Consider the following 25,491-nt stretch of genomic DNA (forward strand, 5'->3'; position numbering starts at 1 on the left):
TTTTTGTATTTTACACCCTATTTATTACCATTCCCCTTAGTACGTAATAACATGAATATAATGCATACAAAAAACTGAGGTGGACATCATTCACCTCAGTTTCTTTACGAAAACAAAAACTTATTTAATCGAAGATAACCCTTGGGCAAATTCGCCGATCTTATTTTGAAAAACAAAATCAAAATTATATTCTTGCCCTGTTAACTCTTCATTTACTAAAATCGTTGTTGCACCTACTTCCCTCTTTGCGATCTCTGGGAACGAAGCGACAGGCTGTACTTTGAGTGACGTTCCCATTACGAGAAGTACATCTGTTTCATATAAACGTTTGATCGCATTTTGATATTGAGGTAACGTATCTCCGTATAAAACAACATCTGGATTTAGTATGAAATTACACTTCCCGCAGCGCGGCACTTCATGATCAATCATATATTGTAAATCATACCCCGTTTTACACTTCGGGCAATGTGCAGTTTGAAGTGTTCCATGTAAATCAATTACATGTTTACTACCACCTACTTGATGCAAACCATCAATATTTTGCGTTAAAATCGTTATATCTTTTCCTTGTTCCTCTAGTTCCGCTAAAAAGCGATGCCCACGATTTGGTTTATATTGATGAAACGTATTTATTTGAAAGATTTCTTTATAATGCTTCCAAAATTCTTTCGGATTTCTATTATAATAACCTCTCGACAAGTACATCTCTACATTTGCATCAGCATACAATCCATTTGCTGAACGAAAATCAGGGATTCCACTTTCTGTGCTTGCACCAGCACCTGTTAATACTGTAATTTTCTTTGCTTTTTCTAAAATTGAACGTACTTCTTCAAATTGCACAAAAATCACCTCTATGTATTTTCCTATACTATATTATACCAGTTGTTTACAGACGGTGTTGTACAATTCATTTTACTTACTACGTTGCATTAACTAAAATCAAACTTTTTTGGGCGTAATTAAAGTTTCCAAGATAACTACTGTTCAATTAAAATAAAGTTATTTAATTTTAATTCCCCAAACTGGCATAAAACCTTTCAAAAATTCAAACCAGCTTTAAGAATAATTGTTTATCTTATAAATTCACAACTGATTATGTTATGGAGAATGCTTAAGATTACTGAGTGTTCCAGATACATACGTTATTCCGCCTCATATACCATTAAGTCAACAATATACACTTGTTTGTAACGGCGTAGCATTCTTAGTAGCTAAAGCACTCTCACCATCAATTTTGGATTGTTTAGAGGTAGATTCAGTGAAAGGTGTGTCTAATGAGCAAATGACGATTTTTTCAATTCATTTAGAAAGTAGCCAGAAGGATGCTTTTCTTCTTCGATGGGCTTAGATAGTTATGGACTACTGGGAGCCCCTTAAGTTATACTTGTATAATATAAAAAATTAATAAGGGGAAATATTAACATTATGAAAGAAAAAAACGAACTTGTTCAAAGTATTCCTCAAACAGGATTTTTTGGGCATCCAAAAGGATTATTCACTTTATTCTTCACTGAGTTTTGGGAAAGGTTTTCTCATTACGGAATGAGAGCTATTTTGCTGTATTATATGTACTATTCGGTCGCAAAAGGCGGATTAGGAATTGATCAATCTACCGCAACCTCGATAATGGCAATTTACGGTTCCTTACTGTTCATGTCTAGTATTATCGGTGGATGGATATCGGATCGTTTATTTGGTCCAAGTAAAACCGTATTCTTTGGTGGCTTTTTAATTATGATTGGCCATCTTATTTTAGCTTTACCGGGTAGTAAAAGTGCGTTATTTATCTCTATGGTATTCTTAATTCTAGGAACAGGGTTGTTAAAGCCTAACATATCGAACATCGTAGGAAGTTTATACAGTAAAACAGATGCGCGTCGTGACTCCGGGTTCAGTATATTCTACATGGGTATTAACTTAGGTGCCTTACTTGCACCTTTAGTTGTCGGAACATTAGGTCAGCAATATAATTTCCACCTTGGTTTTGGAGTTGCGGCAATTGGTATGGCAATTGGGTTAGGGGTATTTGTTGGAACAAAACAGAAAAACCTTGGTCTAGTCGGTACGCAAGTACCTAATCCATTATCAGATTCGGAAAGAAAAAAGACTATTAAGTATTTCAGTGTTGGTCTGGTTGTATTAACATTGCTAGGTGTGGTTACAATTCCAACTGGGTTGTTAACTATAAATCGTTTTACATTCCTGATTAGTATCTTAGGGATTGTTATTCCAGCCTATTATTTCATTTATATGTATCGTAGTCCTAAAACAACAAAAATAGAGCAATCTCGTCTTCTTGCGTATATACCACTCTTTATTGCAGCTACAATATTTTGGTCTATACAAGAACAAGGTGCTATTATCTTAGCGACATACGCGGATCAACGAACTCAATTACAGTTCAATGGAATTACATTGCATTCCGCTTGGTTCCAATCATTAAGTCCAATCTTTATCGTAACGCTTGCCCCGATTTTTGCATGGGTTTGGATAAAGTTAGGCAAGAAGCAGCCTTCAACGGCAAAAAAATTCGCTATTGGATTGCTATTTGCAGGTTTATCATTCTTAGTTATGATTATTCCGGCTTTAATCAACGGTACTCACTCCTTAGTGAATCCTATGTGGTTAGTCCTTAGCTTCTTTTTAATTGTAATTGGAGAAGTTTGTTTATCTCCTTCAGGGTTATCAATAACGACGAAGCTGGCTCCAGCTGCTTTCTCTTCGCAAACCATGAGCTTATGGTTCTTATCAACTGCGTCTGCGCAAGCAATAAATGCCCAAGTTGTTAAACTGTATAATCCTGCAACAGAAGCAATTTACTTTGGTGTTATTGGTGCTATCTCCATTTTAGTTAGCATCCTGCTGTTTGCATTATCATCAAAAATCCAAAATTTCATGAAGGGACTTCAATAACGGTCTCTTATTGAAATGAACAAATACAAGTTTCTATGTGAAGAGTAGCCAAACGGGTTACTCTTTTTTTCTATAACCATAGCAATCGCCAAACAAACGCAATATAATGTGTGCTGGAGCAATGATATTTCTAGGAAAACAAAACATACCTAATAGACTAATGCAACTTGGTAAGAGAGCTGACTATTTATCTAAAGAGGAGCTTCTTAAACATAAAGACTGCGTCATCGATTTACTCGATGAACGGGAAATTTGCGAATAAAAGACCAAAACTCCAACTCATTCATGGTTTAAAATACTGATGAGCTGGAGTTTTCTCATTGCTATATATACAAATAAAATAAAGATTACTAAAGGGATATATATGAAAAACATATTACGCCTATGTTTAAACCTCAGTTAGTTGAACCACTACTTGCTTTTCTTCTAATCTACGTAATACTGCATCTTCATAGGTTTGAAATACTTGATCAACATTAATAACATCTAATAGATATATGATTCTTCTTTTTAAGATAGGATCTAAACTCTGTATAGGCTGTAACAGTTCTTCATTTGTCCTGCTAATCTTCCTAGGATATTTCACTCCAGCTTAATTCATACAGGAGGTGTTGTACAATTCATTTTACTTAATGCGTCGTACCCCCGCACTCTACAATATCTACTTCAACTTCCGTCGTTACCTCAATCGCCAATTCTACCCCTTTACTAATAGTAGAAAGTGACATACTCGGTTGCCCTGGATAGTTACTCGCTTGTTCTGGTAAGAACGGAATATGAACAAATCCACCTTTTATTTTCTTATCATGTTTCTCTAGTTCATGCATGAGTCCATAAAATAAATGATTACAAACGAATGTACCTGCAGTTTGTGAAACGGAAGCTGGTATACCTTCTTCACGAAGTTTCTTCACAATTGCTTTCATCGGAAGTGTAGACCAATACGCAATAGGTCCTTCTTCTATAACCGGCATATCCACCGGCTGATTTCCTTCATTATCAGCAATTCTTGCATCATCAACGTTAATTGCTACACGCTCTATCGTAATATCTGGTCTGCCCCCAGCTTGTCCAATGCATATAATCATTTCAGGCTTTAGCTCTTCTATATACTCTTTTAATACGCTTATTGATTTATGAAATACAGTTGGAACTTGTTTACTTATAATCTTGTATTCTCCAATTGTTTTTTCATGTAAACTTTTTACGACTTCCCAAGCTGGGTTGATACTTTCTCCGCCGAACGGATCAAATCCTGTTAATAATACTGTTTTCATAGTTTCACTCTCCTAATTAGAAACGATATACAAGACCGTACATGATAAACATATTAATAATGAAAATGGAAAGAGCAATTGGTACTTGTGCCTTAATAACAGCGTTCTTATCTTTCAATTCTAAAAGCATTGCCGGAACAATATTAAAGTTTGCCGCCATTGGCGTAATGAGCGTTCCGCAATATCCAGCAAACATACCGAGCGCTGCCATAATTGCTGGGTTCCCGCCGTGCATTTGTACAATTAGAGGTAAGCCGATTCCGCCAGTGATTACTGCAAACGCGGCGAATGCATTCCCCATTACGACTGTAAACAGCATCATTCCTAAACAATATGCCATAACAGCAACGAACGGGTACTCTGTCGGTAACACTTGTCCTACTAAATCAGAAACGACTTGTCCTACGCCAGACTTCGCGAAAATACCGCCAAGCGCTGCTAACATTTGTGGTAAAATAACAGCCCAGCCGACAGCCTGTAGTAATCTGCTTCCTTCTTGGACAGGCGTTGTTATTTTCGCTTTTGTAATACGCATCGCCGCAACGAATGCGAGTAATGCTCCTAACGCTAATGCAACTAATGTTACTTTATCTGGATCAACCAGTGCGACATTTCCCCATTTGATTTTCCCTAACGTTAACGTTCCGATAATTGTAAAAATAGGTATTAATATTGCAGGCATAAAAATTTTATTTTTTAATTTCTCAGCATGTTTCACACGTTCTTGTACTGGTACTTCTTTCTCCTCGGATTTTGTTACTTTATTCAATGAAGCTAAAACGACCATAGCGAGCACAATACAACCAACGTAAAACGAAGGGATTACATTTCCGAATAAAAATGTAACTGCAAACAATGCCCAAAATAAGCTAGAACCCAATCTGTTTGGATGCTCACGATCAAATGCAATACGAACAGCGATAAATGCAACGATTATACCTAATACATAATAAATTGTATCCATTGTTATGATGTTCATCTTATATAGCCTCCTTTTCTTGTTTTTCTGCTGCCTTCATCGTTTTCTCTATATACTTATCAAACCTTCTAAACCTGATCCAGCTTACAATAAGGGCAGATATTGCAGTTGGAATACCCCAAAGTGCCATATCCCATACACCGACATGCATACCTACTGAATCGAAGAACCCTTTCATTAATAAAATGGCTCCAGTTGCGATGAAAATATCCTCTCCGAAAAACCAAGCTGTATTTTCCGCGGCGGCTGCATTTGCTTTAATCTTTTCTCTCAATTTTTCAGGGAGTTTACCGTATCTTCCTTGCGCAGCTCCTTCTGCCATCGGGGCAACGAGTGGTCTCACTGTTTGCGCATGACCACCAATATTAAGACCTAGTGCTGCTGATGATTCTCTTATCGTAAAATAGGACATTAATACTCTTCCAGTTGTTGCGCCTTTTGATTTCGTTATAAGTGCCTCTGCTCTTTCTTTTAAACCATAACGCTCTAAAATTCCGATTACCGGTAAAGTTAGTATAATAGGCATAGACATATATCTGTTTTCTATGAAAAATTTACCGAACATGCTGATTACATCATAAAAACTTAAGCCTGAAACCATACCAGTAACAATACCTGCAACCATTACTACTAACAGTGTATTTAATCTAAATAAAAACCCAACTGCAACAAGTAGTATCCCAATTAATTTAATCATTTCCAGCACTTCCCCTCATTTTTTATCCCGCTATTTGCGGGCAGTAAAACTCCCAGCTCAAAATTCGGCTGGGGCAAAGAAATTTAGATGGGAGGTCAACTGCCCGTAAACGCCCGATTGGTTCAACTAATAATCAGTGGAGGATGAACCTCCCCACTGATTAAAGTTTCACTTTATTTCGGTGCATTTATAGAAATACCGTTAAGTTCGAATGTTCTGTATATTCTCTCCGCAAATTGGACTGCTTTCTCCCCATCACCGTGTAAACATATCGTTTGCGCCTGAACTGCTACTTTTCCTCCATTAACAGCTTCTACATACCCTTCCTTTACCATTTGAAGTACTTGTTTTATCGCTTCATCCTCATTTTTTATAAGAGCATTTTCTTCTGTACGACTCGTTAAAGTTCCATCCTGCTTATACGTGCGATCAGCAAAAGCTTCTTGTACGAGAGTTATATTATATTTTTCTGTTGCCCTTATAAAAGCCTCACTATTTGCTAATCCGTAAAGTAATAATCCAGGGTTAATATGACAAATTGCCTTTGCGATTGCATCTGCAATTTCCGAATCAGTTGCCGCCATATTATATAAGGCACCGTGCGGTTTTACATGTTGCATTTTCCCCCCAGCAGCTTTAACAAATCCGTCTAATGCACCAATTTGATATAAAACATAATCGTATACTTCACTTGCTGAAACATGCATGTTCCTTCTTCCAAATCCAATTAAATCGGGAAATCCAGGGTGTGCGCCTATTGCTACGTTTTGCTGCAGAGCTTTTTCAACCGTTTGCCTCATAACGGACGGATCACCAGCATGAAAACCACATGCAACGTTTATAGAGGAAACGAACGGCAGAATTTCATCATCATTCCCCATTTTATAAGCTCCAAAACTTTCTCCTAAATCACAGTTTAAATCGATTGTAGTCACGATGTTTTCCCCCTAATCTCAGCTTCGTAAAGCGATAAATTTCTTTAATAGACACATACTTGTTTCCTGCTTTATATATAATTGTGCAGCTTCTTCCATAGTTATTTTTTCAAAAGTTACATAGTCTCCTGGTTTCAGCTGCGCTAGAAGAGGTAAGTCTACTGAAACTACATTTCCAATTCTCGGATAACCACCTGTCGTTTGTCTATCTGCCATTAATATAATAGGTTGTCCACCATTCGGTACTTGAATTGTTCCGAATGTAACGGGACTCGATAAAATTTCTATCTCTTCCACTCTATTTAAAACATCTCCGTCAAGCCTATATCCCATTCGATCAGCATAATTGGATACTTTATACTCTTTCGAAAAAAACGACTTTATACTTTCTTCTGTAAATTGATCGTATTCAAAGTCTGTTATAACGCGAAGAATAGGATGCTTCTTATATTTTGGTAGAGTATCTTTACAAATTGCCCACTTCGTTTTTATACGGGCTTCTTCTTGTAAGTTTTGAATAAAACGACTCGTAACTTCTGATCCTGTACCAATTTGAAAATAATCTCCTTTTTTCAGCATTCTCCCTTCAATACCGCCAAGAGCAGCACGTATGTAAGTACTTTTACTTCCCATCGTACGATCAATATTTATACCGCCCGCAAAAGTCACATAGGCTCTGCAACCGCTTTTCGCTTTTCCGAGGCAAAGCATGCTTCCTTCTTCAGCTAATATAGGGCGCCATAACGGAATTCGCTCTCCATTTAATAACGGTTCCATATCTGCACCGCCAATCGCGAGCAATGTCGTTTTCTTTATTAACAATTTCGGTCCCATGATCGTCATTTCGAGTCCCGCTTCATTCTCTTCATTACCGACTAACATATTGATTAGCCTAAGTGCATTTTTATCCATAGCACCGCCAACAGGTACACCATATTGTTGATAATGAGATCGTCCTAAATCTTGGACTGTTGTAAACATTCCTGCATGCAAAACCTCTACATCCATTCTTTAGCCCCCTCAAGCGATACGTACTCTTCCTTTGTTATTGGTATAAATCGTAAATACATACCACTTTGAATATATGTTGGTGTTTCTTCTTTTGGATTAAATAGAGAAATAGGCGTTCGGCCGATAATATTCCAGCCTCCTGGTGTTTCGAGCGGATAAATACCCGTTTGATTTCCGCCAATCCCTACTGAACCAGGAGCGATTTGTAACCGTGGTGTTTCTTTTCTAGGTGTTTCTAGTTCTTTTGATAATCCCCCTAAATAAGGGAAGCCAGGCGTAAAGCCTAACATATACACGAAATATGTTGTTTCACTATGTATTCGAATAACATCCTCTACTTGTAATCCTTGATAATGCGCAACTTCTTCTAAATCAGGTCCATATTCTCCCCCATAACACACTGGTATAGAAATATGTTTCACATCTCGGTTCACTTCTTCTTTATAAGAATCAGACAGCTCCCGTATATACTGGCAAACGTAATCATATGGTCTTATATTTCTATCATTTTCCTTCCATACTTCGTACAAATTGTAATAAACCGCTAATGAAGTAAACGACGGAACGCATTCAACCATTCCTGCAAACGGATGCCGACTCAATGCTTGAAATAATCGTTGCACTTTTTCGTATATATCCATCCCAATTTCTTCACCAAATGTAACAATAATTGCTTGATCTCCTAACGCAGAAAATTTCATCCCACTCCCTCTTTCTATGTCAAAAAGCCGAGTTCTTTCGAAATGCGGTTCGCTGTTTCTTTCACTTTGGCAGTAAAATACGCAATGTTACTTTCGCTATACTCAATTGCCAATCCCGAAATACTAATGCCTGCTACAACCGTTCCATCACTTGCAAAAATTGGAGCTGCTATAGCCGCTGTATGATTTTCAAGTTCAGAATAACTAATTGTATATCCAGCTTGTTTTGCCATATGTAACACTTCTAGTAAATGCTCCTTATTCACAATCGTTCCATCTGCAAACTGCTTTAAATCCGTTTCTTCTACGTACTTTCTTTTCTCTTCCTCAGAAAAATACGATAGTAAAATTCTCGGACATGCACCCGCATAAAGCGGTGCTCTTCTTCCAACCGCTGTATAAACACGTACTGGCTGAACTCCTTCCATCTTCTCAACGTAAATTGCGTCATTACCATCTTGAATAATTAAATTTACTGCTTGCCCCAAACTATCCCTAAGCTCTTTCATATAAGGAATCGCAATATTTCTTACGGATAACCTTTGTGAAACAAGTTGGCCAAATCGTAAAAAAACGACTCCGAGACGATACTTGCCCTTTTCTGTTTTTTGTAAAAAGTCCATTTCTTCTAACGAACCAATTAAACGATAAACAGATGTTTTCGGCATGTTCGTAAGCTGAACCATCTCTGTCAAACTTAGCTCCTCATGCTCATAAAACAACTCTAAAATATCCATTGTCTTAACTGCCGTTTTATTTATACTCATCCTATCTCCTTTTCGTTCCGAATTTCGGAACTCCAATTCCGTTTTTCGAAACAAACCTATAATTTAAAATTATAAAATATTCTATCAATTCTATCAATATATTTTTCGCAAACAAAAAAGTATGAAAGAATATTTCTCCCATACTTTTGCTTTACTTTATAACGCTCTCACTTGTTTCAGCGGCCAGAAAACAGCTTGTCCTTTTCCAACGATTTCATCTTCTGAAATAAATCCAAACATACGACCGTCTTTAGACACTTCACGATTATCTCCTAAAACAAACACTTGGCCTTCGGGCACTTTCGTTTTTCCTGTGATTTGTTCTAACGTGAAATCAGGAGTTAATACACGACCAGACGCCTTTTCTTTAAATTCTTTTAAATATGGTTCTTCCATCGCTTTTCCGTTTACATATAAAACATCGTTTTTATACTCAACTGTATCGCCTGGCAAACCAATTACTCGTTTTACTAAATCGTATCCTTCTTTTCCGTGGAAGACGATAACGTCAAAACGGTCTAATCCGTTTATACTATAACCAATCTTATTAACGAGAACTCGCTCATTATTTTCTAAAGTTGGCATCATCGACTCACCTTGTACTAATGACGGTGTAAATAAAACACCGCGAATAATAGCGATTAATACAAGGGTAAATCCTATCGTTTTAGCCCATGAGAATAATTCTTTCTTCGTATTTTCCTTCATCGTTTCTCCTCTTTCTTAAGTGTTTATTTTATCCCGCATTAACGGGCAGTAAGACCCCACCTCAAAATTCAGCGAAAACAAAGAAGCTAGGTGGGGATCAACTGCTCGTAAAAGCCTGATTGGTTCAACTAATAATCAGTGGGGGATGCCCCCCCACTGATTAAAGTTTCACTTTATCATTTGAACTAATTCTTGTACTAAATTAGACTCAATTTCAGAAAAACATGATTTCCCTTCTCTTACCGCTGTACCGACATGAGCTTGAGAAATTCCAGTTTCATCTAGCAATTGTTTTACATTCTCTTTCGTTACTCCGCTTCCGACAACAAGTTGAATTTGACCATTACTTACCTTTTGCATCTCTGTAAGCACTGGAATATTATCGACTATACTTCCCTGTCCACCCGAAGTTAAAACGTGAGTCACTTTATGAAATCCCTTTAAAGTTTTCATCACTTCCACTGGATTTTCTGTATCATCTATCGCACGGTGATACGTTACATTTATGCCATCTACAACAGATAATAATTCTGTCAATTTCTCTTCATCTACTTCATTTTGTTCATTTAATACACCTAATACAACGCCTGCTGCACCCAACTTCTGTGCAACGATAATATCTTCTTTCATCATTTCAATTTCTTCTTCCGTATATGTAAAAGACTTTGCATGCGGACGAATCATAACATGAACTGGTATTTTCACTGCTTCTACTGCTTTTTTTATAAAAGCATAGCTCGGTGTTAAACCACCTTCTGTATATGATGAAATGAGTTCAATTCGATTTCCACCAGCCTTTTCAATTCGCTTCACATCTTCTAAACAAGTTGCAATAACCTCTAGCATGAGATAACCTCTTTTCGTGCTTTTTTTTCATTATACAGTAGGCGAAATAAGAAGCATAGCATTCCACTATAAAACTACAAAAAGAAGAATGAAAAGAAAGATTTTTTAAATTAACAATAAATGAAATATATGTTATGTTTTTCTTGGAATTATATATTCTTACATTCTTATAAAAAGATATAAATATATATTTCTTGCAAAAAACGGTTCGTTATCTCTAGTTCATTTATTGTAATTACATCACTTTGCACGATTACTTTATTAACAAAGCAAAATACAAAACTAGATTCCTCATCTTCAAGTATAGAAAAAGAAACGATTACCCTTTCATCAAGTAATAAAGAAAAAATCCAAACATTTCGTTCGTCTTCATTTAATAATTCACATACATTCAAAGGTGACACAGGTACAGGCTTTGACTTTAGCGGCCAAGGTGACTTACATATTACAATTAAAAATACTGGTACAAACAGTTTTACCTATTCAATTAAATTCAAAGAAGATCGTTTAGTAAAACACACGTTACAGCCAAATGAAAGTAAATCCTTCACTTTACGTTCACTAATCGCCAATCCTTTACCAGGTGATTATTCATTATTTGCACATAATCAAGACGTTTCTGAAAGTAGTACGAATCTTGAAGTACAGCCACAATAGAACAATGACATAGTACACGGAATTATATCAACGATTTTTCGAATATATCTATCACAACTCTAAATATATCAATGACTCAACATAGAGTATCAATTCACCGACAATAAAAAGTCTGCTCCAGAACGGAACAGACTTTTTATTTCTTCATCACGACCGAAACGCCGCATCCGCCAGCATAGATAGTGTTGCATCATCCATCGGCGGATTGTGTAGTCCTGCTCTGACGTTTAAATAGTAACGATGAAGCGGATTTTTTTCTGATAAACTTTTCGCTCCTACGATGCGCATTGCTTTATCTACAATAGATATTGCCGCATTCGTTACAGCATATTTCACTGCTGCTAATTCTGCTTGCAATGATAATTTATCTTCTGCCTCATCGTATTTTTTCGCAATTTGATATAAAAAGACGCGAGCTTGCATAAGCTCAAGTTCTAATTCTCCAACTAATCTTCTAACATTCGGTAATAAACTTATAGAATGATTTAAACTGTTCGGCTTGTATGATACCGCAAACTGAACTGCATAATTTCTTGCTGATTGTGCAATTCCTAAATAACATGCTGGTATATGTAGCAACCAGCCAATACCCTTTTGTTTCATTTTCCCGCCCCATACATCCGTAAAAAAGCGGTTTTCTATCTCTACATTTTGTAAGATAAGGTCGTGACTAGCAGTCCCTCTCATCGCGACGCTATCCCATGTTTCTTCAATGGATACACCGAGCGTATTTCTCGGAATGACAAACTCACCAACTTCTTCCCGGCCTTCAATACTCGCTGAAATAATAAAATAATCAAGTATTGGCGCCATCGTTGTAAAAGTTTTCCTTCCATTTACAACCCACTTCTCGCCTTGTTGAATCGCTATTGTTTCTGGTTTACCACCACGCGTCGGACTCCCTGTTTTCGGCTCTGTTGCTGCCCGGTTAAAGAGCGCACCATTACGCACTTCTTCGCAAAACCATTTGAACATCTCATCATTCCAAGAGCGATTTTCCGCTAGCTCTTTCACAATACCAAGATGCCAGCCAATCGATAATGCAGTAGCTCCGCAGCCTTCCGCGATTTTCTCTTGAAATAAAACGAAGTCATATAAAGAAATTGCACTACCACCAAATTCCTTCGGTAACGTTAATTTCGTATATCCGATATCTTTCAAATCATTCATATTTTCATACGGAAATGATCCTAATTCACTTAATTGATGCTCTCTTTCCATGAACTTCGGAATCAATTTATTTATTTGTTCAATAATGAAAGATTGTTCTTCTGTTTCAACAAATGAGAGTGCCATACTATAATCTCCTTTTATGTTCGATTCATAAACCGTTCATTTTGTCATTATGATTATATGAAGCTACCTCTTTATTGTTTCACTATTCCGATGAAAATACAATGTTTTTGAACAATAAGAAAATTCCCTATTAAAGATAGGTTCTTTCCTTATATTAATCTCCTTTCAATGCCTTTAATGGCAATGAGGTTACATATCCAATATACGAGCATAATTCTTTAAAAAAGAATGGAATCTCTGTATCTAACGTTTTATACGCTGACGTTGGAGTTGGTGATGCATACGCTTCAATTTTAATATGTTTTGCAATTCTCATCGCACGTTTCATATGAAGTGGATCACTTACAATCGTATAGGTGTGTATTCCGTTCTCTATTCCAACTTGCTTTGCATTCTTTAAATTATCCTCTGTGAAAAGGGATTTTGTTTCAATTAAAATATCCTCTTCTTTTACTCCTTGTTTCAATGCATACACTCTAGCAGTACGAGCTTCTTCAAGCTCTGCCTCAAACTTTGTACCACCTGTGAAAATAATCTTTTTAATATTACCATTCTTATATAAAGAAATTGCATGATTAATTCTCTCTTTAAATACAGGAGATGGTTTTCCGTTCCATGAAGCTGCTCCCAGCACGATACCAGCATCTGTCTTCACTCCATCATCTGTTTTAAAGCGATAACTCCAGATATCGTAAGCTGCATAACTTACATATAAAATAATAGAACAAATCATAAGCAAGAATACTTGCAAGATTCTTCTTTTCTTACTCTTCTTATTTTCTTTCATTTATAACTGCCTCCGCACATCATCCATACTTCTATATAAAAACGTATATATCAAATCATTTTGTTTGAATTTGTTTAAAAGAAGGAATTTTTCTTGTCATATATGTTCATTAAAGGGTTTTCATTTAAAATTGAGGATTATCAATTCATTTTTCGTTTGCGGTTTTCTTTACCTTTATGTAATTTATAAGTTTATTACCATACAACTACATTGTAACGAATTTTTTATCATAATGGAATGATGAAACAAAAGTAAATAAAAGACGTAACTGTTTTGTAAGAAAAAAGGTATATTTTTCAACTAGACAATCAATACACCTTTCTTAATATGAATTATCGTTTTTCTTTATACGATTCTAATTTTTCTAATAACCGTTCCTTTACAGCTGGCCATTCACTTGCAATAACACTGTATACAACTGCATCTCTAACATGCCCACTCGGTAATTTTCTCTCGTTTCTAAGTACACCCTCTTTTACTGCGCCGAGTCTTTCAATTGCTCTTTGTGCTTTTTCATTTCGTGCATCCGTCTTAATTTGTACTCTCCGCATATGCAACTTTTCAAAAGCATATTGTAATAACATGTACTTACATTCTGTATTCATACTCGTACGTTGCACACTTGGGTCATACCACGTTTTCCCTAATTCCACCGTCTTATCTTCAACTGAAATGTTATATAAGCGTGTACTCCCTACTATTTCATTCGTCTTTTGATCCACAACAACAAATGGCAAATCCTTCCCTGCCCCATAAGCTTTTATCGCCTTTTGAACATATTGCTGCATATCTTGAACAGTATCCATTTTAGAGATTAAATACGCCCAAATATCTCGATTTCCTTCCACGATTGAAAACATTTTTTCGACATCATTGCTATCCATTAACCGTAACTTTGCTCTTTCATGATTAATTTCCATTTATTCCTCCTCCTCTCTTGTAACTATATCATACAAAACAATAACGTATTATTAATATATAATATATTAAACAGCGTAAAAAACTCGCTTTTCTTTAAAGCGAGTTCATTCGTTATAGAAGTATGTATGCAATCGGCGTAATAATTAGCAACGTGAATATCGTTCTTTGCACATATAAAATAATAAGTTCAGATACTTTTAACGGAATATCTGTCGATAATATACAAGGGATTGATGCGGAGAAAAATAAAATGGATGAAACGGACACAACCGCAATAACAAACTTTGTAACAAGCGGTGCACTTACAACTAAAAGAGAAGGTAAAAACATTTCTGCAATACCAACTGATGCCGCTTTTGCAGCTAGTTCCGCTTCTGGAAGTTGTAAAGCCCATGTAAATGGATACAAAATATAACTAATCCAATCAAATATTGGCGTAAACTTTGCTAAGACGATTCCAATTAGCCCTACTGACATAATCGATGGTAAAATTCCCATTGTCATAATAAATCCGTCTTTTAAATTCACTGCGATATTTTTCATAATACTTGGCGCAGATTTCGATACTTCTAATGCATCTTCCCAAGCTCGCTCTAACATTTTCTCTTTATAAACGGGCTCTGGGAACCCTTCTTTCGTAATATATGTATCTGGTTTTCTACTAAGAGGTGGGATTCTTACGGTGATAGCGGTCACGATGAATGTTACAACAAGAGTAGTCCAAAAATAAACATTCCATAAATGCATAATGTCTAATGTTTTTGCGATAATGATCATAAATGTTGCGGATACTGTAGAAAAACCTGTAGCGATAATCGCGGCTTCTTTCGTTGTATACTTCCCTTCTTTGTACACGCGGTTAGTAATAAGAAGCGCCAACGAATAACTCCCAACGAAGGAAGCAACCGCATCGATTGCTGAGCGCCCAGGTGTTTTCCATAACGGTCTCATAATCGGACGACAAAACGTGCCGATAAACTCAAGCAATCCGTACCCGACTAATAACGCTAAAAAAGCCGAGCCGATTGGAACGAGTAAACTTACTGATATAACTAATTTCTCATACAAAAACGGTCCAACGTCTGGCGCGAAGAACCAAGCTGGCCCTACTCTCAAACAATATAGTACGCCAAAAACAACACCTACTACTTTTAAAATAGAAAAACAAATATCTACAATAGATGCATTCCATTTCTTCGTATAAAATGGGTAAATCGCACCAATTATCATTACAAGTAATGCGTAATATGGTACTACAGAAGGAACTGAAGTCCGAATCCACGATACGATATGATCAATCATAATTGACGAAGTACCGTTTATCCTAACTGGTACGAAAAACATAAACACCCCAACTAAACTAGCGAGTATAAACCGAAGAATAATCCCCTTCTCTCGCCCTGTCTTAATTACATTCCTTTTTAATTCAATTTCACTCAAAATCCGACACCTCCTATTATCTAAATATTCTGTATAATTATATTGAATCCCTCCTTATTAATCGAAAATTAAGCAAGTAATAATCTTACTTTTTCATTGTCAGTCTCCAAAAATTATCATATAATGTTCTTTAGAAATGTTACATATACATATTAAAAACACATAATTAGTAACAAATTTTTCCCTTTTGTTAATTTATTCATTAACTTAACATACATAATATAAAAGGAGAATGTACAATTGAAAACAATAAAAATAACTATGGCAAGTGCGCTACTTCTTGGCGCCCTCATCGCTCCATCTAGTTCTTTAGCTGTGAGTGAAACTGTAATACAAAAAAATAATGCGCAGCCTGAAATTCATGAAGACGATAGCCACTATCAGTTTCCCGATGTTATTGGGTGGGCAAAGCCGTCCGTTGATTATTTAGTAAAGAAAAAAGTTTTATCTGGTCTACCAGACGGTACATTTGGACCTAATCTTGAAATTGATAGAGCTTCTGCCGCAATTATTATGGCAAAAATATTAAACTTACAAATAGATACTTCAGCTAAACCATCATTTAAGGACTCGCAAGACCATTGGGCTACTCCTTATATTGCTGCAGTTGAAAAAGCTGGGATTATTAAAGGAGTAGGTAATGGGGATTTCAATCCTTCTGGAAAGCTAACGAGAGCTGCTATGGCTTCTATGCTTGCTCATTCATATAACTTAGATAAAAAATCTACTGAACTATTACCTACTGTATTTCAAGATTTAAAAGGACACTGGAGTGAAAAGTCGGCCAATCTTCTTGTTGCTCTTCGTATTTCAGCGGGCTATGGTGGTAGTCATTGGTATCCAGATAACACTATTACCCGTGCAGAAGCTGCAAGTTTAGTTGCTCGCACAGATCAATCAAAAGATAAAGAAATTCAATTAAAGCAAGTTTCTATGAAACAAAATTATTTTATATATCCTGAATCCTCTCTACATTCAGGTATAATTGCTGAATATCCCGCCCAAACCGTTACTGTATTCGACGAATCAGAAACCGGATGGATTAAAATTGCTACAGATCATGGTTTAAAGTGGACACCATTACAAGAAAAACAAGTTTATATTGATATAAATTTCGTTACCTTTGATAGACCGTCAAGGACAGGATATGTGGTTGGGAAATATCCCCCTCAAACTGTAACAGTCGTTGAAGAAAATAGCATTTGGTTAAAAATTCGCACTAGCGAAGGTCTTCAATGGATGAATCCATACTTAAAAGAGGGTGAAGGAAAAGAACTAACGTACATACCAAGAACATTTTTCGCTTACGATAGCCCTAATTTTTCTTCTAAAGTATCTGGAAAGTATGCTCCACAAGGTGGCATAGAAGAATTAGCTAAGAGAGATGACGGATGGGTACAAATTCGTACAGACAAAGGACCAAAATGGGTAAATATGTCTTATCTCTTACGTCCAAAACTTCTCTTAGACGTTCCTGCCATTAATCAATTACCGGAACTACAAAAAGGAAGTACAGTTGTTTCACTACAAATGCTTTTAGAATACTACACAGGACGTTCATTAAATAAAGTAGACTTTGCGAATCAAATGCCATTTGATACAACGCGACGCATGACTGATGGAAACGGAAAAGTTACAGTTTGGGGTGATCCAGACATCGGATTCGTTGGTGACGTAAGTGGAAAGAGATATGGTTACTCTATTAACCCAGCACCATTGAAACAATTACTTGATAAACATGCAAGAGGTACAGATTTAACAGGACAGGATTTCTCTGTATTAGAAAGCTATGTACGTAATGGTAAACCAGTTGTAGCGTGGGTAGGGAACAAAATAACTGCTCCGCAACTAGAACATACTTGGCAAACACCTCAAGGAAAGACCGTAAATGGATACAGAAATGCACATACTATTATCATAACTGGTGTAGATGATCGTAACATTTACTATAATGACCCATTAGACGGTAAAAAAGACCAACCAATGGTAAAATCCCGATTTGAGCACAGTTATAATCAAATGGGTAAAAAAGCTTTAAGTATCGATTAATAATGTAAAAAGCCTATTTCGATCATATGATTCAAAATAGGCTTTTTCTATTACATCTCAAAATCATCAACAATTAGTTGAATTACACGATACGATTCTTCGGCTACTTTCCCATTACTATCCCTATTCGCATCATATGTAATTAACGCCTTCCAAAGCGCCCAACCTCTCGCTCTATTCCACGTTTCTTCGTCCATACGTAATATTTCTTTAAATATGTTTCTACTATTCTTATCAAAGAATGTCCAAGCCATCGCTGCATCACAAGCAGGATCTCCTACTCCTAATATCCCAAAATCAATTACTGCACTAAGCTTTCCGTCTTTAACGAGTAAGTTCCCTGGCGCTATATCTCCATGCACCCAAACTGGTTTGCGCTCCCACGTTGATCGAAGTGCTAAATTCCAAAAATGCTTTAATAATGCCTCATCAAAAACATCTTTATTATTTTCGATAGCCACTCTCGCTTCTTGATCGTATACAGATATCAATCCGCCTCGATAAAAATTATGTGCACCCGCTATTGGTCCGTTACTCGCATCGATTGATTGCAATGCTACTAGAAATGATCCTAAATCCGTTGCGAATTCATTTAAGTCATGTACATTTTCTTTCGTAACTGTCTCTCCTTCTACCCACTTATTAATAGACCAAGACCACGGATATTCTTCAGACGGATTCCCCTTCGCAATTGGGGAAGAAATTGGTAAAGAAAGTTCCTTACTTAATATAGGAAGCCACTTGTTTTCCTTCTCTACTTGCGGTGCATATGCTGCATCACTTGGTAATCTTACACTCATCTGATCGCCTAGATGAAACGTTCTATTATCATGCCCGCTAAGCTTTACAGGTTTCACTTCTAAATGTGCCCATTCAGGAAACTGTTCCTGTATTAACTTTTCAACTAAACTTACGTTAATTGGATGCATTCACATTCCCCTTCTCTTTTGAAACTTGCTAAGCCCATCCGTACTCCCAACATACTCAAAACCATTTTTCTTATAAAAATCATTTAGCGTACGATTATGCCCAATACAATCTAACTTCAAATACTTTTTATCCCTTTGTACATTCTCTTCTACCCACTGTAACATCCATTCTCCTATTCCATTCCTCTTATACTTCCGTTTCACCGCAAATCTATGAATATATAATGAATCAGAAACTTCCTCTTTACCAAAAATACGTTCATCCCATTCATTTTGTTTAGGAGATACTGTAACCGTACCAACTATTTCATCTTCCTTTGTAACAACGTACGTATATTTCTCTCTTATACCTTCTAGTATTTCAGCCGTAGCTTCTCCACCTAAAAGATACTGCCATTGATCTACTTCTTTATCTTGTAACCACTGTGCTACTTCTTTTAATAGAATTATAATATTATCGCTTTCCTCTTCAGAAGCAATTCGAATGTTATAAATTTTAACAGTATTTCTCTCCATATTGTCGTTCCCCTTTCATATTACTACCAAACGGATAAACGTGTTCTACCATCATTTTCGTCTGTAACGTATTCAACGTAAAAACCTTGATTCATTGCATTTTCATACATCAATTTAATCGCTTTTTGATCTTTCGCATAAATTTGTATGTATTGACTATCCACCACTAATACGACTACTTCACACTTACTCTCCTTAAACTCTTCATATGTTTCAATATCTACTGCTGCTTCTCCTTTTGGATATGCCTTTAAATCTGCAAAAATGAGATAATATATGTTGTCTTTAACTAACTTTTTCAAATCTAATCCTTCCACTACACTTGGTTCTTCTGGAAATAACGCATCATCCAATCCACCACGTGCTACTAAGTATGACTCCTCACTTCCCACCCACCAATCAAATGAAGAAATTTGCATTGGCTTTAATACTTTCCAAAGTAAATTATCATATCCATTTGGAACATCTACAAAAATTCCTCTTTTCATTTGTTAGCTCCTAACTTATTTATTTCCGTTTTCATTTCATACATTATATACCAAATTCAAACACTATATTTTGTCAATCCTATGTAACTTGCATTTCATCGCAATAAAAAACCGCTCCACTACTGTGAAACGGTTTCCTTCTACTTATATTTAAGTATTGCATTCAATTACTGCACTACGTTTTAAAATAATTTCTAATATGTTCGTCACATCAGCTATTCATTTCGACTTCACAAAATAATATAAAAACCACACCGCATGATTTTGTTCATCTGCAGCTATTCTGCGCAACAAATCTTTCATAGATGCATCTGATGCTTCATCTGAAATCTCCAAATAAAAATCTACTGTCCTTTGCTCATCCTGTATAGCGAATTCTAATCCTTGTAAGTACGTATTCGGGCAGTCTTCGGTAATCTGTGGTTTAGGCTGCCTGCCAGTTAAGTTCGTATAAATTTGGACAAAGTTTTGAAAATGCTTTATTTCATCATTACGAATTTCAAGAATCTGATTTCGTTCTACTGGATTTGGAGCCATGTTAGCTAATTTTGCGTAACAGCTTATAGCGCTATACTCTCCGTTTATAGCTTTTTCAATATCACTTATCAACTTATCATTCTGCCTATACCAATCATGATAATTCGAATTATACATCGTATCCCCTCCATAATTTCGCATAACATTTTATGCATTTCGAAATAGTAGGAGCATGTATACAAAAAAAGAACCGCAAACACGAATACTTCAATCACTTTTAACATATTGAAAAAGCCTATCTATCGCTTCTTAATTCCCTTAACGATTCCTAATGATCTCATCAAAAAACGCTTCACTACGAGTGAAACGTTTTTTATCTTTTAAGCATTCACTTCCGTTTTATGTCCCTTTACTACACTACGTTTGAAAGCAGTTGCTAGAATAATAACCATACTTACTACACCAATCCAAACGAGGACAGTAACTGGTGTATTCCAGCTTAAACCTTTTCCGAAGAAGAAGATTTCTCTTAGTCCTTCGATCATAAATCTCATTGGTAACCATGAGTAAACCCAGTCTTGATAAAATGAGGGCAACAACTCAGGCGCTAGCGATAATAATGGTGCTCCGAAGAACAGCAATAAAGCGAATAATCCGATCCCATTTAGTCCAACTAATGAGAGCAGTGCTGTAATCATTAAGAAGAAACTAAACGCTGTAATAGATAAGAACAACGCCGTATCCGTTACATTCGAAATATTTAACCCTACCATTCCATCTGCAATCCATGTAAGACCAAATCCAATTACAAGCGCCGCAACAGCTCCTGTTACTATTTGTTTTACTTTTAATACAAAGTTTTCTTTTCGTGAGCCGACTGGCATTTTATGAATCGCAATAAAGATAATTGCGGCACTCGCTAAACTTGCAATCCATAGCGGTTGGAATAAAGAAATTGGCGAGTTACCGTTCGCACTATTTTTGCCGATTTCATTCACATTTGTTACTTTCTTTGTAATAGGTGTTACTAAATTTGAAGCTTGTTCTGCTGTTAACATAGCTCCTTTCGCTTTCAATCCGTCTAATAGTTGTGTACGAACAGTAGTATTCATATTATCAACGATCGCATTTAACATTTGCCCTGCCATAGTTGATGCAGCTGTATTCATTCCTTGATTTATGAATATTTCTATCTCTGGTGAAGATGGCTGTGGTGTTCGTAATGATGCCTGTTTTGCACTAAATTCTTTCGGAATGACTAATGCCGCGTAATACTCTTGATTGTTTAACCCCTTTTGAACCGATTCCTTATTTTTTACTTCTACCCACTTCACCGCAGGTTCTTCATCTGATTTCGATGATTTTTTCATCGTATCAACGATTGTTTGCCCCATATTCATTTTAGGCTGATTCGGAATTTCTACTCCTTGATCCTCATTTACAATTGCAATTGGTAAATTTTTTGGCTGTGGTTGAACTGTCGGGAATAATGTTAATGAAAAAATAAAGACAATAAGTAGTGCAATGACTGGTGATAATAATAATAGTTTATTTTTAAACATGTTCTTTTCCCCTCCTTTAATTTCAGTTACAATAAACGAACAACGTGTTGGTTATATCTTTTTAAAATTATATGTTTGAGTTGAATCTTATACAATAATCAAAAACCGCGAATGTGTCGGTTATAAGACACATTTGATAAATATGTTGAAGAAAATTTAGGAGGGACACACTTTGCGAGATAGTAATTTAGATTTACGCGTGATTCGTACGAAAACGGCAATACGAAATGCATTTGTGGAATTAATTGAAGAAAAAGGCTTTGACGCCATTACAGTAAAAGATATTACAACGAAAGCGAACATAAACCGTGGTACGTTTTATACACATTATCTAGATAAATTTGATTTAATGACGAGATGCCAAGAAGAAATTATGTACGAGATGTCTAGCATTGCAAAGAAGAAATTTCCGGAAGTTATTGCGGATCTTGGATCAAATCCTTCCCCAACGACTCCATTTGTACTTATCGCTTCTATACTTGAATTTCTAAATGAAAATAGTGATTTTATAAAAGCTGTACTTAGCCCAAAAGGAGATTTATCATTCCAAACAAAGCTGAAAGACTTTATGTGGAAAACACTGTTTGAAGATACAAATGATGCTCTTATTAAGAAAGAGAATTTACTTGTCCCAAGCCAATACTTAGCTTCTTATATGGCATCTGCTCATATAGGTGTCATTCAGCAATGGTTAAATAGTGGGCAAAAAGAAACGCCGGAGGAAATTGCTCACATTTTATCAACAATCGCAGTTCATGGACCTTTTTATGCAGCTGGCTGGAAGAAATAAGCTTGCCTGCATAGGAGTATGCATTAATCAATCTGAACATCAACAAACTTCTAAATGAAATGTATAGCTGAATAGTTACTATTACTTTTATCCCGCTATTTGCCGACAGTAAGACTCCCACCTTAAAATTCGGCTGGAGCTAAGAAGTTAGATGAGAGATCAACTGCCCGTAAACGCCCGATTGGTACGGGCTGATAATCAGCGGGGATGAATAACCCCCCACTGATTAAAGTTTCACTTTATTAATAACTTAAAATGTATGTTCCTATGAAAAAAGCTGTTGAAAGGAATCCTCTTCAACAGCTTCTCCATTATTAACGATATAAACGAACTGCACCTGCAGAATTATCATCTGCTTGTCCAACTACTTCAAATTTCAGTCCAAGCTTCGGTAATTTACGTCCTGCATCTGGAATTAAATCGTTCATATACAATTTAGAATCATCAAACTTCGTTACACCTGGTAACCCTTTGTAATCATATGTTCCGCGTGTTGGAGATACAACTTTCCACGCTGGCGCTTGGTTAAAGGAGAACGCAGCATCTGCGATTTGGTATCGTGTACTATTTTTAACAGTTGGTTTGCCATTTAGCGTTCCAACAATTGCCTCTGGGTGAGAGTCAACAACCCCTAAGAAACCTTCTCCTGGATGCAGACCAACCCAATTATCTGTAAAGCTAGAGTCTGCATACCATACAACAAGACCTGTATTATACGGTACACCGCTGCTATATTTTAACGCTTGATCAGCACCAGCGTAGTTTCTCCACTCTAAATAGTAGTTATGTTTCTTCTTATCAAAACCGTTTGATACAACGAAACCATTTAATTTTAATTTCGCTTCGCCCTCTGCATCATCAGAGAACACAACATTTCCATCTACAGTTAATGTAGCGTTATCAAGAGTAAAACCGTTCGGTGCTAAACCACCATCTGTAATGTATTCAAATACTAGTTTTATTTTTTGACCTTTAAATTGGCTTAAGTCATATGACTTATCTACCCATTTACCATCCGTTGTGTCTAGACCATTTTTCACATTCTTTTCGCCAATTCGATCCACTAACGTTTTCTTACCATCTTCTGTCACTGCATGTACTTCAAGGAAGTCATAATCTGTTTCAATTTCATACAATGACTTGTAATCAAATTTCGCCAGTGTTGCATTTGTTAAATCAAACACTGGTGTTTCTATTGTTGTATGAAGATTATCACCTTTTGTACTATAGTAATATTTCTTACCGAATGCAGACTGAATACCTTTTACATCTTTATCTGGTAAGTTAACGCGAATCAGGCCAGGACGATTTGATTTCGTTACACTTTGATCTAAGTACGTCGCCAAACCGATACCGCGATTTAATTTATTATAATCAACCTCTACAATATTTGCCCAGTTTCCACCCATGTTCTTTTGAAAGAACTCTTTGTTTTGCGGAGAGAAACTCGGTGGCGTTGTACCCGCAATTTTACCAGCCCAGCTGCCGCCGCTCATAACAGACCAAGAGTTAATTGGCTCACCTGCTCCTGAATACTTCGTATCATACTCATCTGGAAGACCTAAATCATGACCAAATTCATGTGCGAATACACCAACTGCTCCGTCTTCCGGCTCAATTGTGTAGTCGTATGCTGCCATTTTACCGCCCCAGTTATCAACATTTGCTTTTGTTCCTTCAATCGGATATGGTGTTCCAAGGTTCCAACGATGTGACCAAATTGCGTCATCACCTAGTCTACCACCGCCTCCATCTTGCCCAACTCCAGCGTGAATGACCATTAAGTGATCAATAAGACCATCTGATTCGTTTTTATTGCCATCACCATTATTGTCATATTGATCGTATTGGTCAAATTCAGATAAATCAATACCACTTTCTACTGCTGCATTTAATGCCTCTTTTACAAAATCACGAGGTCCTTTTGGTCCTTTATTATCATGACCACCATCCCCTGCATCTGCACCATAATCCGCTGCATTACCAGGAACTGTTAACCACTTTGTTACTGTCCCATCGACTGTATAACTACCACCCGATTGCTCTTCATAATATTGTTTAAATGTTGGGACTTTTGAACCATCAAAGAGTGTGAACGGCTCATCACCAAATAACATTTTTTGATAATGTTCTGGATTAAAATCATTTGAATACATATAACCTGGTACTTGATCAATATTGTTATGCTTAAAGTCAGCAAACTCTACTAACAATACAAGAACTTTATCTTTACGAACATCACCATTATATTGTTTTTGCTTTGCTGAAGTAGTTGGTACTTTGCCGTTTAATCCCCCTTTAACCGGCTCTTGTCCAGCTACTGGGCCAATAGCCGGTTGATCAGCTTTTTCTTTCTCATCTGCTTTTGCATCTTTAACTTTTTTCAAAAAGTCAGAAGCTTCTCTCGTAACACTGTCCCCCGCTGCTGGTTCTTTTCCAGCATTTTCGCCTTTTTTCTTCTCTACGTAGTTTTCAACAGCTTTTAATGTGTCTTCTTTCGACGCAGATTCACTAATTACACCGCGTTTCTTGAGCGCATCTGCTAAACGATCCTCTTGAATTAAATTTTCATCAATTGGACTTAAAGTTCCTGTATGAGACGGCGTTGCCGCATAAACAGATTGACTACCAAATCCAAATGTGCAACTAAGCACAGCTGTCGCCGCAAGTGTAGACAGCACCTTAAAAGGCTTTTTCTTCATCCCTATTCCTCCCCAATATTTTATTATACCTAACATT

Annotated in this window: 25 protein-coding genes; 3 read left to right on the plus strand and 22 right to left on the minus strand. The window is 36.5% G+C overall.

The window, feature by feature from the left end:
• Positions 1-120: 120 nt before the first annotated feature.
• Positions 121-846, minus strand: coding sequence for an NAD-dependent protein deacylase (locus BAQ49_RS17710; RefSeq protein WP_071746448.1), 726 nt, complete (start codon positions 844-846; stop codon positions 121-123).
• A 585-nt stretch (positions 847-1,431) separates the two neighbouring features.
• Between BAQ49_RS17710 and BAQ49_RS17720 the strand changes: the two genes are divergently transcribed.
• Complete coding sequence (locus BAQ49_RS17720) at positions 1,432-2,919, plus strand: peptide MFS transporter (RefSeq protein WP_071746449.1); 1,488 nt, start codon at positions 1,432-1,434, stop codon at positions 2,917-2,919.
• A gap of 388 nt (positions 2,920-3,307) precedes the next feature.
• On the opposite strand, the gene BAQ49_RS32660 is transcribed toward BAQ49_RS17720, so the two are convergent.
• From BAQ49_RS32660 to BAQ49_RS17790, 15 genes are all read right to left on the minus strand, one after another.
• Entirely contained in the window at positions 3,308-3,505 is a 198-nt protein-coding gene (locus tag BAQ49_RS32660) for a hypothetical protein (protein WP_131802722.1), read from the minus strand.
• 43 nt (positions 3,506-3,548) lie between these two features.
• A complete protein-coding gene (pcp, locus tag BAQ49_RS17725) occupies positions 3,549-4,196 on the minus strand; it encodes a pyroglutamyl-peptidase I (RefSeq protein ID WP_071746450.1) in 648 nt (215 codons plus the stop codon).
• A 16-nt stretch (positions 4,197-4,212) separates the two neighbouring features.
• Positions 4,213-5,175, minus strand: coding sequence for a DUF979 domain-containing protein (locus tag BAQ49_RS17730; protein ID WP_071746451.1), 963 nt, complete (start codon positions 5,173-5,175; stop codon positions 4,213-4,215).
• 1 nt (position 5,176) lies between these two features.
• The gene (locus BAQ49_RS17735; RefSeq protein ID WP_071746452.1) at positions 5,177-5,872 is read right to left on the minus strand and encodes a DUF969 domain-containing protein; all 696 of its coding nucleotides are present in this window, start codon (positions 5,870-5,872) and stop codon (positions 5,177-5,179) included.
• A 173-nt stretch (positions 5,873-6,045) separates the two neighbouring features.
• A complete protein-coding gene (pxpA, locus tag BAQ49_RS17740; RefSeq protein WP_071746453.1) occupies positions 6,046-6,807 on the minus strand; it encodes a 5-oxoprolinase subunit PxpA in 762 nt (253 codons plus the stop codon).
• Between the two features lie 18 nt (positions 6,808-6,825).
• Entirely contained in the window at positions 6,826-7,815 is a 990-nt protein-coding gene (locus tag BAQ49_RS17745) for a 5-oxoprolinase subunit C family protein (RefSeq protein WP_071746454.1), read from the minus strand.
• Positions 7,806-8,519 (minus strand): 5-oxoprolinase subunit PxpB, encoded by a 714-nt coding sequence (gene pxpB / locus BAQ49_RS17750; RefSeq protein ID WP_071746455.1) that lies wholly within the window; start codon positions 8,517-8,519, stop codon positions 7,806-7,808. The genes BAQ49_RS17745 and pxpB overlap by 10 nt, the downstream gene beginning before the upstream one ends.
• Positions 8,520-8,533: 14 nt before the next feature.
• Positions 8,534-9,286, minus strand: a complete 753-nt coding sequence (locus tag BAQ49_RS17755; protein ID WP_071746456.1) for an IclR family transcriptional regulator — start codon at positions 9,284-9,286, stop codon at positions 8,534-8,536.
• Between the two features lie 156 nt (positions 9,287-9,442).
• The gene (lepB, locus tag BAQ49_RS17760) at positions 9,443-9,994 is read right to left on the minus strand and encodes a signal peptidase I (RefSeq protein WP_071746457.1); all 552 of its coding nucleotides are present in this window, start codon (positions 9,992-9,994) and stop codon (positions 9,443-9,445) included.
• A 168-nt stretch (positions 9,995-10,162) separates the two neighbouring features.
• On the minus strand, positions 10,163-10,840 hold the full coding sequence (locus BAQ49_RS17765; RefSeq protein WP_071746458.1) for a copper homeostasis protein CutC: 678 nt from the start codon (positions 10,838-10,840) through the stop codon (positions 10,163-10,165).
• Positions 10,841-11,007: 167 nt separating this feature from the next.
• Positions 11,008-11,244 carry a hypothetical protein gene (locus tag BAQ49_RS34305; protein ID WP_165616056.1) on the minus strand — a complete coding sequence of 79 codons (237 nt, stop codon included), beginning with the start codon at positions 11,242-11,244 and terminating at the stop codon, positions 11,008-11,010.
• A 400-nt stretch (positions 11,245-11,644) separates the two neighbouring features.
• Positions 11,645-12,793 (minus strand): acyl-CoA dehydrogenase family protein, encoded by a 1,149-nt coding sequence (locus tag BAQ49_RS17775; RefSeq protein WP_071746459.1) that lies wholly within the window; start codon positions 12,791-12,793, stop codon positions 11,645-11,647.
• 154 nt (positions 12,794-12,947) lie between these two features.
• Positions 12,948-13,580 (minus strand): YdcF family protein, encoded by a 633-nt coding sequence (locus BAQ49_RS17780; protein ID WP_071746460.1) that lies wholly within the window; start codon positions 13,578-13,580, stop codon positions 12,948-12,950.
• A 332-nt stretch (positions 13,581-13,912) separates the two neighbouring features.
• Positions 13,913-14,500: a GNAT family N-acetyltransferase gene (locus BAQ49_RS17785; RefSeq protein WP_071746461.1), complete on the minus strand. Its 588-nt coding sequence runs from the start codon at positions 14,498-14,500 to the stop codon at positions 13,913-13,915.
• A 112-nt stretch (positions 14,501-14,612) separates the two neighbouring features.
• Positions 14,613-15,941, minus strand: a complete 1,329-nt coding sequence (locus BAQ49_RS17790) for a YjiH family protein (RefSeq protein WP_071746462.1) — start codon at positions 15,939-15,941, stop codon at positions 14,613-14,615.
• Positions 15,942-16,181: 240 nt separating this feature from the next.
• On the opposite strand from BAQ49_RS17790, the gene BAQ49_RS17795 reads away from it, so the two are divergent.
• Positions 16,182-17,990 carry an S-layer homology domain-containing protein gene (locus BAQ49_RS17795; RefSeq protein WP_071746463.1) on the plus strand — a complete coding sequence of 603 codons (1,809 nt, stop codon included), beginning with the start codon at positions 16,182-16,184 and terminating at the stop codon, positions 17,988-17,990.
• A 50-nt stretch (positions 17,991-18,040) separates the two neighbouring features.
• On the opposite strand, the gene BAQ49_RS17800 is transcribed toward BAQ49_RS17795, so the two are convergent.
• The 5 genes from BAQ49_RS17800 to BAQ49_RS17820 form a co-directional block, all read right to left on the minus strand.
• Positions 18,041-18,919, minus strand: a complete 879-nt coding sequence (locus tag BAQ49_RS17800) for an aminoglycoside phosphotransferase family protein (protein WP_071746464.1) — start codon at positions 18,917-18,919, stop codon at positions 18,041-18,043.
• Positions 18,920-19,435 (minus strand): GNAT family N-acetyltransferase, encoded by a 516-nt coding sequence (locus BAQ49_RS17805; protein ID WP_071746465.1) that lies wholly within the window; start codon positions 19,433-19,435, stop codon positions 18,920-18,922.
• Positions 19,436-19,458: 23 nt separating this feature from the next.
• Positions 19,459-19,923, minus strand: coding sequence for a DUF2691 family protein (locus tag BAQ49_RS17810; protein WP_071746466.1), 465 nt, complete (start codon positions 19,921-19,923; stop codon positions 19,459-19,461).
• Between the two features lie 219 nt (positions 19,924-20,142).
• Entirely contained in the window at positions 20,143-20,577 is a 435-nt protein-coding gene (locus BAQ49_RS17815; RefSeq protein ID WP_071746467.1) for a ferritin-like domain-containing protein, read from the minus strand.
• Between the two features lie 203 nt (positions 20,578-20,780).
• Entirely contained in the window at positions 20,781-21,962 is a 1,182-nt protein-coding gene (locus tag BAQ49_RS17820; protein WP_071746468.1) for a YhgE/Pip domain-containing protein, read from the minus strand.
• A gap of 172 nt (positions 21,963-22,134) precedes the next feature.
• Between BAQ49_RS17820 and BAQ49_RS17825 the strand changes: the two genes are divergently transcribed.
• A complete protein-coding gene (locus tag BAQ49_RS17825) occupies positions 22,135-22,752 on the plus strand; it encodes a TetR/AcrR family transcriptional regulator (protein WP_071746469.1) in 618 nt (205 codons plus the stop codon).
• 314 nt (positions 22,753-23,066) lie between these two features.
• Here BAQ49_RS17825 and BAQ49_RS17830 read toward each other — a convergent pair whose 3' ends face one another.
• Complete coding sequence (locus BAQ49_RS17830) at positions 23,067-25,454, minus strand: immune inhibitor A domain-containing protein (protein WP_071746470.1); 2,388 nt, start codon at positions 25,452-25,454, stop codon at positions 23,067-23,069.
• Between the last annotated feature and the right edge of the window lie 37 nt (positions 25,455-25,491).

Source organism: Bacillus proteolyticus (assembly GCF_001884065.1).
Lineage (GTDB): Bacteria > Bacillota > Bacilli > Bacillales > Bacillaceae_G > Bacillus_A > Bacillus_A proteolyticus.

Coding starts and splice junctions, on each gene's coding strand:
- BAQ49_RS17720 (WP_071746449.1), top strand. CDS start 1,432: ATGAAAGAAAAAAACGAACTTGTTCAAAGTATTCCTCAAACAGGATTT.
- pcp (WP_071746450.1), bottom strand. CDS start 4,196: ATGAAAACAGTATTATTAACAGGATTTGATCCGTTCGGCGGAGAAAGT.
- BAQ49_RS17730 (WP_071746451.1), bottom strand. CDS start 5,175: ATGAACATCATAACAATGGATACAATTTATTATGTATTAGGTATAATC.
- BAQ49_RS17735 (WP_071746452.1), bottom strand. CDS start 5,872: ATGATTAAATTAATTGGGATACTACTTGTTGCAGTTGGGTTTTTATTT.
- BAQ49_RS17745 (WP_071746454.1), bottom strand. CDS start 7,815: ATGGATGTAGAGGTTTTGCATGCAGGAATGTTTACAACAGTCCAAGAT.
- pxpB (WP_071746455.1), bottom strand. CDS start 8,519: ATGAAATTTTCTGCGTTAGGAGATCAAGCAATTATTGTTACATTTGGT.
- BAQ49_RS17755 (WP_071746456.1), bottom strand. CDS start 9,286: ATGAGTATAAATAAAACGGCAGTTAAGACAATGGATATTTTAGAGTTG.
- lepB (WP_071746457.1), bottom strand. CDS start 9,994: ATGAAGGAAAATACGAAGAAAGAATTATTCTCATGGGCTAAAACGATA.
- BAQ49_RS17765 (WP_071746458.1), bottom strand. CDS start 10,840: ATGCTAGAGGTTATTGCAACTTGTTTAGAAGATGTGAAGCGAATTGAA.
- BAQ49_RS17775 (WP_071746459.1), bottom strand. CDS start 12,793: ATGGCACTCTCATTTGTTGAAACAGAAGAACAATCTTTCATTATTGAA.
- BAQ49_RS17780 (WP_071746460.1), bottom strand. CDS start 13,580: ATGAAAGAAAATAAGAAGAGTAAGAAAAGAAGAATCTTGCAAGTATTC.
- BAQ49_RS17785 (WP_071746461.1), bottom strand. CDS start 14,500: ATGGAAATTAATCATGAAAGAGCAAAGTTACGGTTAATGGATAGCAAT.
- BAQ49_RS17800 (WP_071746464.1), bottom strand. CDS start 18,919: ATGCATCCAATTAACGTAAGTTTAGTTGAAAAGTTAATACAGGAACAG.
- BAQ49_RS17805 (WP_071746465.1), bottom strand. CDS start 19,435: ATGGAGAGAAATACTGTTAAAATTTATAACATTCGAATTGCTTCTGAA.
- BAQ49_RS17810 (WP_071746466.1), bottom strand. CDS start 19,923: ATGAAAAGAGGAATTTTTGTAGATGTTCCAAATGGATATGATAATTTA.
- BAQ49_RS17815 (WP_071746467.1), bottom strand. CDS start 20,577: ATGTATAATTCGAATTATCATGATTGGTATAGGCAGAATGATAAGTTG.
- BAQ49_RS17820 (WP_071746468.1), bottom strand. CDS start 21,962: ATGTTTAAAAATAAACTATTATTATTATCACCAGTCATTGCACTACTT.
- BAQ49_RS17830 (WP_071746470.1), bottom strand. CDS start 25,454: ATGAAGAAAAAGCCTTTTAAGGTGCTGTCTACACTTGCGGCGACAGCT.